Origin of the sequence: Belliella kenyensis, from assembly GCF_022549675.1 — a bacterium.
Taxonomy (GTDB): Bacteria; Bacteroidota; Bacteroidia; order Cytophagales; family Cyclobacteriaceae; genus Belliella; species Belliella kenyensis.
The window spans coordinates 246,372-260,722 of record NZ_JAKZGR010000001.1; the positions used below are offsets into that span (position 1 = coordinate 246,372).

Here is a 14,351-nt window from a genome sequence, read left to right on the forward strand (position 1 = left end):
AAGTAAGTCAGAAAATTGAATGCTATCTTTTTTTATTGACCATTCAATAAGAAAAGTACTAGCTAAACTGAAAAGTTTGTTTATTTTTAAAAAAAATCTTAACATAAACCTAACTTGTTATACTTAATGAAATCAATCTTAAAGCCTTCTGCCATTTTTATTTTGGCAATGAGTTCCACGCCATTATTTGCTCAACAAAAAGAGATCAAACTTCCGCCAGAAGCTACTGAATTCTATACACCAGTACCTAGGAAAGTGACTCCTGGAAAAGAGAATAGATTGGCACCTGATGATGCTATAGTTCTTTTTGATGGTTCTAGTTTGAGTAAGTTTGAAAGCAATCGTCCAGAAGGCGGGGAAGCCCAATGGACTTTGGCAGATGGGACAATGACGGTGAAGCCACGCACGGGGGATATCAGAACCAAAGAAGCATTTGGAGATATGCAACTTCACATCGAGTGGTCATCGCCTACCGAAATCAAAGGTGAAGGTCAAGGAAGAGGCAATTCCGGAGTGATCATCATGGGGCTCTATGAAGTTCAGGTCTTGGACTCTTATGAAAGTAAAACCTATACCAATGGTCAAGCAGCAAGCATCTATAAACAGTTCCCCCCCCTGGTAAATGCGATGAAAGCTCCCGGTGAGTGGAATACTTATGACATATTCTTCACTGCACCTAGGTTTAACAAAGACGGAATGGTAATCAGTCCAGCTAAGGTAACAGTAGTTCACAATGGCGTGCTGGTACAAAACGCAGTCGAATTGAAAGGTCCTACGGAGTACATAGGAATACCGAATTATAGAGCCCATGAAGAAGAGTTGCCTTTTGTACTACAAGATCATGGAGATTTGGTAAGTTATAGAAATATCTGGGTTCGGAAACTTTAAAGCTTATGGATATATTTCTCATAATCTTGCCAAGTATCAATATCTATTGAACCTAGTTCAAAATCTAAAATTTCACAATTATGAAGGTGCTTAAGAATTATTTTCTTTGCACCTTCTTTTGATTTAAGGGAAAAAATCTCTTCAAAATATTTTTTGCTAAAACTAACTGGCACACCCAGTGCATCTTGATACCTTGAAACCCCAATTTTTTCTGATTGAATTCCCAACAGGTTGTTGAGGATATTAAAAGTTACAAACGGTTGATCACAAAGCATGATGGCTACTCGCTGTATATGATAGTGATCTATCATGTGCTGCAAGCCTAGCTGTATCGAGCTTGTCATACCGTCTGACCAACTGTGATTGATCACAGTGTCTATCTGAGAGAGGTCAATTTTTTTATAAATCAGATCACGGTTTGCTCCAAGTACCACCATGATGTGCTTGGCTAAACTTTGTTTCGCCACTTTAATTGACAATTCCAAAAACGTCTCATTATGAACTGTTAGAAGTTGTTTTGGACTTCCAAGTCTTGAGGAGTTGCCCGCCGCTAGGATTATAACTCCTGTTTCTTGAAATTCAAATTTATCCATGAATTGGCCCTGATTTTAATTTTAATGAATAGGGTTGTGTTCTATTTAGAACAGCTTTGATTTCAGCTAAGATCGCAAGTGCTATTTCTTCGGAACCTTCGGCACCGATGTTTAATCCTACTGGTCCAAAAATCTTTTCACTCAAAAGTTTTCGTTCTTCTGTAGTGAAAAATGATAAAAGTTTTTCACTTTTCTTTTGTGGACCTAGGATGCCAATGTAGGGGAGTGGGTGTCCGATTAGCTTTCTTAGTACTTCTTTTTCATAATCAAAATTATGCGTCATGAGAAGCACCACAGTATGATAATCAAAACTTAAACCATCCACAGCCTCATCTGCAGTTGCCACCACGATTTGTTGAGCACTAGGAAACCTCTCCGGGGAGGCATATTGCTTCCTACCATCTACCAAAATAAGACTCCAGTCCAAAATATCGATCATTTTGGCAAGAGGGATCGTATCATTCCCCGCTCCAAATAAAACAACTCGTAAAGTAGGTGGCACAAATTCTATAAATACTTCCAAGTCATTCTTCCCATTCAACGGAACTATTTTGGAAACTATATCTGACTTTCTGGATAGCACCTGATTCAGCTCAGATTGAATATTTTCAGGAATAAAATGCTGCTTAAAGATTTCATCGTCTGATCGAGCAAGCATCACAGTGCCTATTTGTACTTCACGGGTCTTTTTTGTCGAAAAAACTGTCAGCAGCCTTGAGATAACCCGTTTTTCTATGGCTTTTTCTAAAAGAATTACAGGGTTGTAAGGATTGGTATAGTCAAGTGGTTCTATGAGAACATAAATGATTCCATTACATCCTAACCCTAATCCGAACTTTTGGTCATCCTCATCTGTGGTATCATAAATTGCAAGCATGGATTGTTTGGTAAACATCACCGCTTGGGCTTTTCTAAGTGCATCACCTTCCAAACATCCACCACTGATCGCTCCAGTAATTTTTCCAGATGAAGAGACCAGCATTCTCGCACCTGGTCGACGATAAGAAGAACCTTCGACTTTCACCACAGTAGCTAAGGCAGCTTGAATTCCCGCTGCTTTATATTCGTAATAGGAGCTTAAAATAGACTGAAATTCTCTCATGATGGTAAATGTCTTCAATTATAGCCAAAACTGCTAATTGAGATTCAATGTTGGAGCAAAATGTTGATTCTTTGTCTAAGCATACTTTTCAAAAAAAATAAAAATGTAAAATGCATAAATACTTATCCACTTACTATAGGAATTCTTCAAAAAAACTTAGTATTTTGTAACATATGGCAAAATCTAGAGATACCTTTAATAAGAAAGAGAAGGAAAAGTTAAAACAAAAGAAAAAACAAGAGAAGCAAGATCGAAAAGATGCTAGAAAGTCAGGGGAAAAATCTTCCGACTTTGAGGATATGATTGCTTATGTCGATGAGTATGGAAATATAGTGGATACACCACCGGATCCAACTAAAAAACGTACTGAAATTGATGTGGATAGTATCGAGATCGGAGTTCCCAAATATGCTGCATCTGAAGATGACAATGCGAGCGTAAGAAAAGGAAAAGTTACATTTTTTAATGAATCCAAAGGATATGGCTTCATAAAAGATGAACAAACTCAAGAAAGTATCTTCGTTCATATTAATGGCTGTGTAGATAAAATCAAGGAGAATGATAAGGTCAACTTTGAAACCGAGAAGACTCCTAAAGGTCTCAGCGCAGTTAGTGTAAAACTTGCATAATTCTACATTTTCATGAAAATTCCAAGTCTTGTTCAAATCAAGAAAGAATTATCATATCTCAATGATCAGGAACTAACAAACCTGATCATTGATTTGAGTAAATTTAGTCGTGACAATAAGTCTTACTTATTTTTCAAACTTTTCGAGAGAGATAATCCACGGTTATTTGTAGAAATGGTTCAAGAGGAACTTGAACTAGATTTCTCAAAATCCAATTCGAATAATTTTCATGCAGCAAAGAAGGCAGCTCAAGCATTGCGCAGAAAACTCAACAAACATCTCAAGCTTAAAAATGATACCACTGTACAAATAGAATTGATTGTATTTTTTTGCAAGAATCTAAAAGCATATGGTTATTTGAGACATGGACATCCAGTCATCCAAAATCTCTATGATGCCCAATTGCGTAAAATCCAAAACCTAATTAGTAAACTTCATGAAGACCTTCAATATGACTATGAAGCTGTATTGGAGGAGCTTATGTGAAGGTAGGAGGGGGATAACTTCATGAACCGCTTGCTGAGGGATTAACTTAATATTTCATCTGTTTTAAGTCAGATCACTCAATTAACTGTCCAACCTTATTAACAACCTTATATTCCAAGTCGTCAAACTCGTTGAAATGTGCCTTGCCGCATTTGATTTTCATTTGCTCGTCACCACTTAATTTTGACAAGTCAACTTGTGGTGTACCCGTGTCTTTGGTTTCGGCTACAAAATAAATTTTCCCTGCCTTGCCGTCAGGCAGGTTGTCATCCTCAAAGACCAATGCCCAGTCAGGGTTATAATTTCCTATCGGTGTTGGGATTTTAAACCAATTCGGTAATTTGAAGTAGAATTTTATTTGTTCACTGGTTTCGCAGTCCTGCGCAAACTTGCTTTCAACTCCTGAATCTAAAGGGACAAATTCCTCATAAATGGTTTTAGAAGGGTCTGAAACTTTAAATGAAAAGTCGTTCAAATAAACTTCCAATTCCTGAGCTTCAAACAATGCCATTTCATACCAGCCTTCGGAACTGGCAGGTTCCGAGCCACCGATTTTTTGATACCTGATTCCGTCAATCATTAAATCGTACAGCGTTCGTTTTATGGCTATTGTTGCCAAGTCTAAAAACAATTGCGGATTGATTAAAATATCCATAATTCTACCTGAATTGCTTAATATTTCTTCAATCGTGGAACGGGTCAATTCTGTTTTACTCTGAATATAACCCAAAACATCAGGGATTTTCCAAGAGTAACCACCATAAGATTCTACTTTCTCACCAACATAGTTTGTGCCTACGCCTTCTTCAGTCATTGTAATTCCAATCTTTGTTGAACGAATGGAAGGAGATTTGATTTCAGGTATATCTTTTATGGCTTTTGCAGCTAAAGTAATTAACTCGTCTGTTTTATAGTCAACTCGGTAAGTGGTTTTCTTTTTCAGTTTTTCCCATATTTCCAAGAATTTCGGGTCAGCTTCAAAACCTTTACGATACTTGATAGCTGTTCTTGTTTGCTTGTTTTTGATTCTACCTGTAAATGCAACGCCACAATCGTCTTCAATTTCTTTTTGTAATGCTTTGGCAAAATCGTCATAAGCTTCATTGGCAATTACAGTCAAACGGTTTATATTTTGGTCATAGGTTCGTTTTCCTGTTTGGTCCACTGCCAAACGCAAACCTCTACCAATTTCCTGACGCTTTTTAATGTCTGACTTGGTTTCGTTTAAGGTACAAATCTGAAACACATTGGGGTTGTCCCAACCTTCACGCAGTGCAGAATGTGAGAATATAAAACGAAGCGAATTATCAATATCTAATAACTTTTCTTTGTCTTTCATTATCAGACTGTAAGTATCATCATCAGCTTTTGTTTCGCCAGATGTATCTTTGAAAGCACCTTTTTTGTCTTGTGAAAAATAACCGTTGTGCGTTTCTTCCACAGGGAATTTATCTAATTCCTTAAAAGCTGGTTTTGAAATGTATTCCTGATAAATTTCTTCAAACCATTCAGCAAATTTTCCTTTTACAGGATTTCCTGCTGCATCATAACTACGGTAATTTGCAACCTTGTCAATGAAAAACAAGGACAAAACTTTTATGCCAAATTTATTAAGCCGTTTTTCTTTCTTTAAATGTTCTTCGATGGTCTTGCGAATTTGAAACTTCATGACTTCATCAGTCAATCCGCCTTGACTGTCGCCTTTATAAAGTAAATTTCCGTTTGAAATGGAAATACATTGGTTTACTGCATCAATTTCCTCAATGATATAGCCGTCTGCATAAATTTCTCTTTCGTTGGATAATTTGTATAAATCATCACCCACTTTTACCGTAATGGTTTTCTTTTTTACGCCTCCGCTTTCGTTGCTATTTATGGAAACTTTCGCGGTTACTTTGGTCTTGTTAGCTGTGATGGATTCTACTGAAACAAAAGCGTCATTGTATGCATTTTCTTCAATGATAGAATCTACTTCAATTTGCTTTACCAAACCTAAATCATAAGCTTTTACAGGGTTTAGGCTGTAAGTAAGATTATATTGATTTCTGTGAGTTGCCGAGTAGCGAAGCGTACAAAGTGCTTTCAGGTTTTCAATAGCTGCAATACGCTTTTCGGTTTCCATATTTTGAGGCTCGTCCACAATTACAATAGGGTGGGTAGCTTGAATAAACTCAACTGGCTTTTGCCCATTCAGCTTATCATTTGGTTTGTTGATAATGTTTTCATCTTTGGCAAATGAATCAATGTTGATGACTAAAACTTCAATGTTATTTGTGGTTGCAAACCCTCTCAATGTAGAAACTTTAGTACTGTCATAGACCTGAAAATTAACAGGTACATTGTCGTAAAGCGTTTGAAAGTGCTCGTGAGTAATCTCCAAGTTTTTTAGAACTCCTTCACGAATGGCCACCGAAGGAACGACTATTACAAACTTTTTAAAGCCATATAATTTATTAAGCTCGTAAATGGTACGCAGATACACATAAGTTTTACCTGTGCCTGTTTCCATTTCTACAGAAAAGTGCATCCCTTCCAATTTATCCGAAACATTTATTTCGTTGTTGGCTTGAATACTTTGTAGATTCGTAAGGATTTGTTCCTCCGATAAAATAAGGTTGTTGCTTACTCCATTTATCAAATTCAAAGTACCTTCTTCTTTTAGGTCAAATTCTAAAATAGAATCTTCTAGAGGTTGCCCTTCAAATAAATCCGTTATGGATTTTATGGCTTCCTGCTGATAGTTGAGATTGGATTCAAAGGTTAATTTCATTTTCTCTTGATTTTAGACACCATTTTTCATCAGATTCATTGCCATCTTTTGTATTTAATTTTATTGCTTTGCTGTTGCTACAGATAAAGCAAACTCTATCTTTTGTTAAGTTATTTGCACTTGCAATTGCAGTCGTACTTCTCCAAACATTTTTAGATTCTTTTAACCAATTCTCAACTCGTTTTGTATGATAATATTTAAGTAATTCCTGTCTGTACAATTCAGCTAGCCAAATTACTAACCCGGCTATTGCACCGCCAACTGCACCAATAATTACTCCCTCAATAATATTTACTTGATTCATTTTATTATATTTTCAGAAAAATCAAACATTAGATGGTAAAGTATCACATTATTTTCATCTACATTATGACAAGAGCAATATGAAAACTCAAAATCTTTAACAATTATCCTGTATTGCAAGTCTTGAGTTGTATTTGCTTTTGAAAAATTTGTTGAAATCAGTTTATTGATTGAAGAAACATTCTCATTTATATCTAATTCCTCTACCACAAAACCAATCATTCCGTTTGTTTTATAGTGTGATGAATAAAAAGAGGACGCAAAGCGGCACATTCCATTTTCAATATATTTTGCATTTAAACCTGTTGTTCCATTCGGATTTGTTGCATCAAGTCTTTTACACTCAATAATGTAATATGCTTCTCTTTCTAGAAAAGGGTCAGGATGTTGGATTTTTATATCTGGTCTTCCTGTCGTTAATGCCAGTGGCACCTCAGGATTAATTATATACCTAAAATCAATCCTTCTTTTAATTAAATGATTGTTTATATAGTCATTAACTAATACATCCCTGATCGCATTCTCATCATTGGTAAGAGATACATTGTCCGCAAGCATTAAATTATAACAAGTGATGATTTTTGAAAGGATGTCTTCAAATTCAGCATTATAGAAAATGTCATTATACTCGTAGCCGGAGGCATTTAATTCTGTAAACATCATTTTCCTATCCTCCCCGCTTTAAGAATGGCATCAGCAAACTCATTTACATCTAAATAAGCAATGGCTTTGTGCCAAAGTCGCTTCTCATTCGGTTTGAAAATATAGAAATAGTCTTTTTCGAATCCTCTTATGTCCTTTTGAACAAACAGTTTATCTGTAACTTTTTCAGAACTAATTTTTGTTAGGAGTGATAGTATTTCCCAATCGCTGTGTTGATTGTCTTTCCAAATTATTTCTTTCTTAAATTCCTCAGCGGATATCACTCTAAAGAACATCCCAATTAGTTGGTTGGTATGCCATATTTCAACAATAAACTTTCGGTTTTTATTACCCAGGTTTGATTGGAAACGGTTGAGAAAAATTTGTGCATAGCTCTCCAAATCAACATCTTTCTCTTTAAATGAAGTAAATAATTTTTCATAGTTGCTATGTCTCATTATTACTGGTATGATTACTTGCTGAGTATAATCAAGTAAATCAACTTCTTCTTTCGTTAATGAGTATGAATTTTTAATGCAACTCTCTAATTTTAATTGCTTTTTTTGTATCTCTATTTCTATAGAAGGGTCATTTAAAAAGTTTTCAGAACTACAGTGATTGAACAAATGACTTTCAATGTCTGCTACAATAGAAGCTATATTATCGTTTTCAATGAAAGGAATGCTTAGTTTCTCTTCATCGTGGGACTGTTCTCTTTCTATTCCGGAAGAGCTAAAAGTCATCAAATTAAAATAGGAAAAGAAAGATGAATTTAATACTCCTGATATCTGTTTTAAGGTACTGCTTGTATTTTTTCCTCTTCCTTTAATTCCAGTTAAAGAGCTTTTATATACTGAATCACGATAACAAACAGCAGAAACAGATTTCAATTCATTATTTACTCCTTCTGTAATTAATAATATCGGAGCCTTATAAAGCTCTTTATTTCTTGCTCTATGAACAGTTTCGTACTCCCATTTCTTTTTGTTATTGGGATTTATCCAATATTGTCTAATATCTGAACGAGTATCTATAAATGGTTTTCCAATTAAATCAGAAGCATCATTGCTATCACCACCTCCAACCATTACACCTTGTCCAATGATTAAATCGTTACTCTTTTCTATTGTATCCTTTAATGTTATATAGTCAGATTTCAACCTTTTAATAAAATTAAAGTCAAGATAAGAACCATATACTAATACTTTCCAAAGCCAGTCGAACTCTTTCAGTTTACTTTGCTGTACTTCCTTAAAGTCAGTTCGGTTTATAGTGAATATTTTGAAAAGAGAAAAAAAACGACTTGGTTTTAACGCAATATGCTCAATCACATTATCGTCTGTTGGAGTGTTTTGTGCAAAGTTGAAAAAGAGTATACACGCTGGGGCAATTGCTTTATCATTTGACTTATCAAACACTTCTCGTCTCACAGGTGCTAATTCAAAAACTCTCTCAATAAAAAAGTTATGAAGGAAGTATTTTCTGAATGCGTTACTTTGTAGATTGTATAGAACTTTGCTTGTTACTATTAAGGAACACTTTGTTGCTGATTTTGAAAAGTCACTACTTCTAAATAAAAATGCTTGCGCAATTTCTTTGTTGCCAATTTTAATTTTTGGAGCATCAAATGCTATTTCAAATTTTCTTCTTTTTTCAATGTACTCAACAAATAATGGCTTATGTTTTTCTCCTTTTCCTCTCATCCAAGGCGGATTTCCTAAAATGTAGTTGAATTCAATTTCTTTAAATAGTATATTGAATTCAGCATTTTCATCAAAGAAATCGGCTTCAAAGAAGTTTGTGTTTAATAAATGTGGAAACTTAAATGCATCTTCAATTGCAGCAGGTTCTAAGTAGTCAAGCAAGGTTAAATAGATTGAAAATATAGCAACTTGGACAGCACTTAAATCTTTGTCGATACCATATATATTTTCCTTGGCTAAATTTTTTATTGCCGTTTTAAATTTTGGTGATTTTGTATCAATCCCTGTATCATCAATATACTTTTCAATGATTTTCCGAAGCGTTTCAACAAGAAAAATCCCTGAACCACAAGCGGGATCCAGCACTTTACAGTAGGAATAATTGCCCAGTTGCTTGGATAGAATTTCATTGATTTGAACATCCAATTTACGTGTGTCGGATAAGTGTTTTTCTACCGTTTCTTTTAGAATGTAATCAACCAAAAAAAGTGGTGTGTAATAAGCACCTTCTTTTTTCTGGTTATCCTGTCCTATGAACAGTTCATAAACATTGCTAATGAATTCGATGGGGATAATAGAGAAATCATATAATTCAAATAAAGACGGTTGGTTTTTAGCAATATCATCTCCAAGCAACAATCTTTTTAAGATTTGATAATCATTTTTGCTTATCTGGTTATATTCGCTTTGCGAAAGAGGAAATAAATCACCATTAAAACCCTTGTCTTTATCTTCTAAGTATTCAAAAAATGCTTGTACTTTTTGAGGGTTATCTAGGAGTTCACAAAACTCCGGATTAGACCAAGTTCGTAATTTACCGTCAAATTTCATTTTAACTTTTCGGTCAATTAAGTATCGAACGAAAATGACTTTGCCTAAAATTGCATTAACAAGTTTGGCTCTTTGTTCATTACCTGCAACAAGAATTTCACGTGCAGCTTTAATGTTTTGGAGTAAATGATAATCAACTCGGTTTTTATAATCTAAATGCTCTTTATATTGTTCCCAAGTTTTTCCAGTTACTAATTCAAAATATGTAAAGTCATTGAGTTTGTCAATTTCCCCTAATTTTTCTAATGATTTATTCTCTTTTAGAAAGTTGAATCCGTTGAAAATCTCGACAGTTCCCTTATCAACAATTATAGCAATCGGACATTCATTAAAATTCCAAATAGCTTCGTGTAATTCAGACTTGTTTTCTCTGTTTTCAAAAAACAATATCATTGGTTTATTATCGAAACAGAAAAATGCATCAGGTTCAATTTTTCTTTCAATCAGCCTTTTTACTCTGTTTGGAAACGAAGTTTCGCTTTTCCAGGCATCTTCTTTTGTAAGAAAAAGACCATTTTCCTTATTTAATCCGAGCTTCGAAAATATTTCATTTAATTTTTTCATGTCCCGATTATACTTTTACTTTTTCAATTAATGTTTCTACCCAAGTTTTAAATCTTAAACACCTATCAAGGACTGCATCTATTGTATTCACTTCTGCTATTAAACCACCATAGAACGGCTTGCTTTTGTCAAATCCGGGTATTAATTGTTCTAATCTTTTAGAGGGTGCTGTTAACTCGCCATCATTCAATTCCTCAGGATTTTCTTTTTCCTCAACTGCCAATAATAGCTTATTTAGGTTGGATTGCTTTAAATCTGGCAAAAATTCAAATCCATCTTTTGCAGCAAATAATAAGCCTTCAAATTCGTGTAGTTGAATGTAAGGAACAAACCTCTGATGACTTATTGTTTCGGCTAAAGCCTGTTCTAAAAAACCAACTCGCTGTATTTTGTTTTGGATTACTAGAGCTTCTTTAAATTTGGGAAAATCGCCTTTTAGTCTAAAAAAATCAACAAAAGTTGTTACAAGTATGTCTTGTTCCGTCCCTAACAACTTATCAATATTGAATTTTAGTCTATCATAGTTCACATCACCTCCTTTATGGCCTTTGCTTGTGGTCATTAATATAGGACGCACATCATAAATTTGATACGTATTGAAATAGGGTCTCAAAATACCATTTACAAACTCTTCTTCCGTTTGCCCCTCGCAGATTATGTAAATTCCTCTCATCATAATCTACCACCAATTACATTTTTCTCCCACAATTCTCCGATAGAGTATTCTTCTAACCAATTTTTAAGTGACTCTTCGGATTGCCGTTTAAATACAGTTTGATTATTTTCTCTATTGGCTACAATGATATCATCAGCAGAAAATTCATTGACAAGATTTACTGATTGCGTGGCAATGATAATTTGAGAATGAACAGAAGCTTTTTTTATCATTCCTGCTAACTTAGAAATAGCAAAAGGATGAAGGCCAAGTTCAGGTTCATCTATAATAATAGTTTTAGGTAAATTTGGTTGCAAAAACAATGTAGTCAGCGCTATAAAACGTAAAGTGCCATCAGAAAAATGCCTTGCATAAAACGGATGTTCAGGATGTTCTTTTTCGTACCATTCTAACTCAATTTTATTTTCATCTAAGAAAAACGGAGCCAAATCAAATCTATCAAAAAAAGGAAAAACCGATTTAACAACCATTTCAATCATTTTGAAGTGCTTAGGATGCTTTTCTTGTAAGTAATATAGAAATGCAGGTAAATTTTCTCCTTCTTCTTTCAGTATTCTATTATTACTAATATCTGCAAATGAGCGTAAAGGAGCTGAACTACTGGTATCGTGAAAATGGTAAATTTTGTAGCTCACCAAATGTTCTCGCAAATACTTATTTCTAATTGTTGCAGAGTTTTTTATGGTACTTTCTTTTATAAAGTCAGAAGAATATGATTTTTGATATATAGTGTTTCCGGGGAGTATGCTATCTTCTGTTCCAATAAACAATGTCCCATCATCACTTGGAAATAGTAAAAACTCATATGCATTATTCCCAAAATCTAAATATCCTTTAATTTCAGCAGTGTTTTTGCGACCATAATGAAGCAGGTTGTCAACACCACTTTTTAGGGAATATTGTTGTAGCCTTTGTTCGTAGATATTATTGACCAACTTGAAAAAGGAAATGAAATTGGACTTACCAACTCCATTTGAACCTATCAATAGGTTTATTGGACTTAGTTTCAAATCCAATGTTTTGATAGACTTAAATCCTTCTATTTTTATATTTTGAAGCATAGCTATATAGTTTTAAATTCAACCCCTGCATCCCTCATTTGCAGTACGGTATTGGTCTTCAATTGGTCATTGCCTTTAAAAAGTTTATCTAAGGCAATAACTTTGACAGGCTTTTTAGCAATTACCGCATCAATAATTTCTTGACTCACTTTTTCTAATATCAATGCCATCTCATTTCCATTGATTAGAAAATAACCATCCTTTTTCTCAATCCTACTGTTCAAGTCTTTGCCGCTTTTTAGCAACAACTCATACACCATATTTTCTATGGTGGCATGCTCAGCGACAGGATCAACAAACAGTTTCATTTGCTCGGCAAGTGCTTTGGCGTCTTTACCCTCTATTTGTTTCCATTGTTTGAAGTTGCTGTCACTTAGAACTAACGATTTGAAACCTAAATCAATCTCTGTATCAACATTCGTTTCAAATTGAATTTGACTTTTCTTTTTTTCTTTCTCTACCTCTAATTCTTGTTCGATTGCCTTTGCTGCTTTTCTAATTCTTTCTTTTGAGACTTCAGCAATATTTTTAAATCCTGCTTTTAAAGCCTCACTGTTTTCCTCCAAAAGTTCGGGTAATTGAACACAAATATATTTTCTATTACCCCCATCTTCTTTGTTCAAATCCATAACAGCGTGGGCAGTTGTTCCGCTACCCGCAAAAAAATCGAGAATTATATCATCTTGCCCATTCTTGACAGATTTGATTAAAAGCTTAGCCAAAGAAGTTGGTTTTGGGTATGAAAAATAGCTTTTACCTTCAAATAGTTTTTCAACTTCAATTCCACCGTCACTCTTTAAAGAAATTATTGACCTGAGCAACAAATTATCGAGTTCATCTAAATAGTTAATTGAGCTTGGCTGTGTATTCTCGTCTTTGTCAAACCAAATTTTACCACATAAAAATGACCCATCGTGTAGTTCTAAAACATTTGTAAACTTACCATCAACAATTAGTGCAGCATCATTAAATGAATCTTCTTTCCAACGCCAACCTCTATCTGGAATCTTTACAGGTTTTCCTGTTTTTGGGTGTTTTACTTCATATCTAGGCCCAAATGTATTTGCATTTGGCCAACTCATATTTATTTTACCCCAAAGCCTATATTCACTATTTAGAGAATTGTAAAGCGTAATCCCTCTATCGTAACCTCTTTTGTTATATAGTTTTCTGATTAAATCTTCGCCCTCATTTAAAGGCATTTTTTTCTTTTTAATTTTTGAAAGAAGGTCTTCAATTTCTTGTAGTCCTTCTTTTGCCATTAAAAATTCGTGTTTTAAAGAACTGTCTTTTACATAAATTAGAACATACTCGTGGATGCTACCGATTCCCTTATCATTTTTTGGAACTCTCTTATTCCAATTGATACATTCGATAAAATTTTCTTCTCCAAAAATCTCATTCAATAGCATTCTAAGGTTATGAACTTCATTATTATCAATATGGACAAACATAACTCCATCTTGTCGAAGAAGATTTTTAGCCAAATACAATCTTGGCATCATCATATTGAGCCAATTGCTGTGGTATTGTCCGTTTTCTTTGCTGTTCTTTTTGAACATGCCATCTTTGGTCATATAGCCATCTTCGTCTTTGTCGCCTACGCGCTTTTCATAGTCGGCTTTGCTTTCGCTAAACTTGTCGGGGTAGATAAAAGAATCGTTTCCTGTATTGTAAGGTGGGTCTATGTAAATCATTTTCACCTTGCCGAAGTAGCTTTTTTGCAGCACTTTCAGCACTTCCAAGTTTTCGCCTTCAATAAAAATGTTTTGAGATTCGTCAAAGTTTACGCTTTCTTCTTTAGCCGGAACAAGCGTTTTGGTGGTTGGGGTTTGCAATATTTTGAACGCATCACTTTTTCCTGCCCAATTGAGCACATAGCGTTCGTTGGAGAAGTTGATATGCTCTCCGAGGGTAGCTTTTAGCTTTTCCCAATCTATTCTTCCTTCGGAAAAGACTTCTGGCAAAACTTGCCTCAATACGTTGAGTTTTTCTTGTTCAGGTGTCAGACTATTGCCTTCCATGTATTAAAGTCATATTAATCTATGTTGTAAATATTTTTTCACAAAGGTCAGATCAAACATCCAAATCTTCATTCATTTA

The 14,351-nt window shown here is 34.5% G+C and carries 12 protein-coding genes; 3 read left to right on the forward strand and 9 right to left on the reverse strand.

What is annotated here, in order from left to right; translation table 11 throughout:
* Positions 1 to 126: 126 nt before the first annotated feature.
* Complete coding sequence (locus MM214_RS00965; RefSeq protein WP_241290968.1) at positions 127 to 888, forward strand: 3-keto-disaccharide hydrolase; 762 nt, start codon at positions 127 to 129, stop codon at positions 886 to 888.
* Here the strand turns inward: MM214_RS00965 and MM214_RS00970 are convergent.
* Complete coding sequence (locus MM214_RS00970; RefSeq protein ID WP_241290970.1) at positions 885 to 1,481, reverse strand: nucleotidyltransferase family protein; 597 nt, start codon at positions 1,479 to 1,481, stop codon at positions 885 to 887. The two genes, MM214_RS00965 and MM214_RS00970, sit on opposite strands and share 4 nt — an antisense overlap.
* Entirely contained in the window at positions 1,474 to 2,583 is a 1,110-nt protein-coding gene (locus MM214_RS00975) for an XdhC family protein (RefSeq protein WP_241290973.1), read from the reverse strand. Before MM214_RS00975 ends, MM214_RS00970 begins: the two co-directional genes overlap by 8 nt.
* Positions 2,584 to 2,756: 173 nt before the next feature.
* On the opposite strand from MM214_RS00975, the gene MM214_RS00980 reads away from it, so the two are divergent.
* Entirely contained in the window at positions 2,757 to 3,212 is a 456-nt protein-coding gene (locus MM214_RS00980) for a cold-shock protein (RefSeq protein WP_241290976.1), read from the forward strand.
* Between the two features lie 12 nt (positions 3,213 to 3,224).
* The gene (locus MM214_RS00985; protein WP_241290978.1) at positions 3,225 to 3,698 is read left to right on the forward strand and encodes a hypothetical protein; all 474 of its coding nucleotides are present in this window, start codon (positions 3,225 to 3,227) and stop codon (positions 3,696 to 3,698) included.
* A 73-nt stretch (positions 3,699 to 3,771) separates the two neighbouring features.
* Here the strand turns inward: MM214_RS00985 and MM214_RS00990 are convergent, their stop codons facing one another.
* Genes MM214_RS00990 through MM214_RS01020 form a run of 7 tightly spaced genes read right to left on the reverse strand, consistent with a single transcriptional unit; the run spans position 3,772 to position 14,215 of the window.
* On the reverse strand, positions 3,772 to 6,468 hold the full coding sequence (locus MM214_RS00990; protein WP_241290980.1) for a restriction endonuclease: 2,697 nt from the start codon (positions 6,466 to 6,468) through the stop codon (positions 3,772 to 3,774).
* The gene (locus MM214_RS00995) at positions 6,452 to 6,772 is read right to left on the reverse strand and encodes a hypothetical protein (protein WP_241290981.1); all 321 of its coding nucleotides are present in this window, start codon (positions 6,770 to 6,772) and stop codon (positions 6,452 to 6,454) included. The genes MM214_RS00990 and MM214_RS00995 overlap by 17 nt, the downstream gene beginning before the upstream one ends.
* A complete protein-coding gene (locus tag MM214_RS01000; protein ID WP_241290984.1) occupies positions 6,769 to 7,434 on the reverse strand; it encodes a hypothetical protein in 666 nt (221 codons plus the stop codon). Before MM214_RS01000 ends, MM214_RS00995 begins: the two co-directional genes overlap by 4 nt.
* The gene (locus tag MM214_RS01005; RefSeq protein WP_241290986.1) at positions 7,431 to 10,511 is read right to left on the reverse strand and encodes an Eco57I restriction-modification methylase domain-containing protein; all 3,081 of its coding nucleotides are present in this window, start codon (positions 10,509 to 10,511) and stop codon (positions 7,431 to 7,433) included. The genes MM214_RS01000 and MM214_RS01005 overlap by 4 nt, the downstream gene beginning before the upstream one ends.
* A 7-nt stretch (positions 10,512 to 10,518) precedes the next feature.
* Positions 10,519 to 11,187, reverse strand: a complete 669-nt coding sequence (locus tag MM214_RS01010; RefSeq protein WP_241290988.1) for a DUF4276 family protein — start codon at positions 11,185 to 11,187, stop codon at positions 10,519 to 10,521.
* Positions 11,184 to 12,248 (reverse strand): AAA family ATPase, encoded by a 1,065-nt coding sequence (locus MM214_RS01015; RefSeq protein ID WP_241290989.1) that lies wholly within the window; start codon positions 12,246 to 12,248, stop codon positions 11,184 to 11,186. Before MM214_RS01015 ends, MM214_RS01010 begins: the two co-directional genes overlap by 4 nt.
* 2 nt (positions 12,249 to 12,250) lie before the next feature.
* Positions 12,251 to 14,215 (reverse strand): site-specific DNA-methyltransferase, encoded by a 1,965-nt coding sequence (locus tag MM214_RS01020; protein WP_241290991.1) that lies wholly within the window; start codon positions 14,213 to 14,215, stop codon positions 12,251 to 12,253.
* Between the last annotated feature and the right edge of the window lie 136 nt (positions 14,216 to 14,351).

Coding starts and splice junctions, on each gene's coding strand:
- MM214_RS00995 (WP_241290981.1), bottom strand. CDS start 6,772: ATGAATCAAGTAAATATTATTGAGGGAGTAATTATTGGTGCAGTTGGC.
- MM214_RS01010 (WP_241290988.1), bottom strand. CDS start 11,187: ATGATGAGAGGAATTTACATAATCTGCGAGGGGCAAACGGAAGAAGAG.
- MM214_RS00970 (WP_241290970.1), bottom strand. CDS start 1,481: ATGGATAAATTTGAATTTCAAGAAACAGGAGTTATAATCCTAGCGGCG.
- MM214_RS00965 (WP_241290968.1), top strand. CDS start 127: ATGAAATCAATCTTAAAGCCTTCTGCCATTTTTATTTTGGCAATGAGT.
- MM214_RS00975 (WP_241290973.1), bottom strand. CDS start 2,583: ATGAGAGAATTTCAGTCTATTTTAAGCTCCTATTACGAATATAAAGCA.
- MM214_RS01005 (WP_241290986.1), bottom strand. CDS start 10,511: ATGAAAAAATTAAATGAAATATTTTCGAAGCTCGGATTAAATAAGGAA.
- MM214_RS01000 (WP_241290984.1), bottom strand. CDS start 7,434: ATGATGTTTACAGAATTAAATGCCTCCGGCTACGAGTATAATGACATT.
- MM214_RS00985 (WP_241290978.1), top strand. CDS start 3,225: ATGAAAATTCCAAGTCTTGTTCAAATCAAGAAAGAATTATCATATCTC.
- MM214_RS01015 (WP_241290989.1), bottom strand. CDS start 12,248: ATGCTTCAAAATATAAAAATAGAAGGATTTAAGTCTATCAAAACATTG.
- MM214_RS00990 (WP_241290980.1), bottom strand. CDS start 6,468: ATGAAATTAACCTTTGAATCCAATCTCAACTATCAGCAGGAAGCCATA.
- MM214_RS00980 (WP_241290976.1), top strand. CDS start 2,757: ATGGCAAAATCTAGAGATACCTTTAATAAGAAAGAGAAGGAAAAGTTA.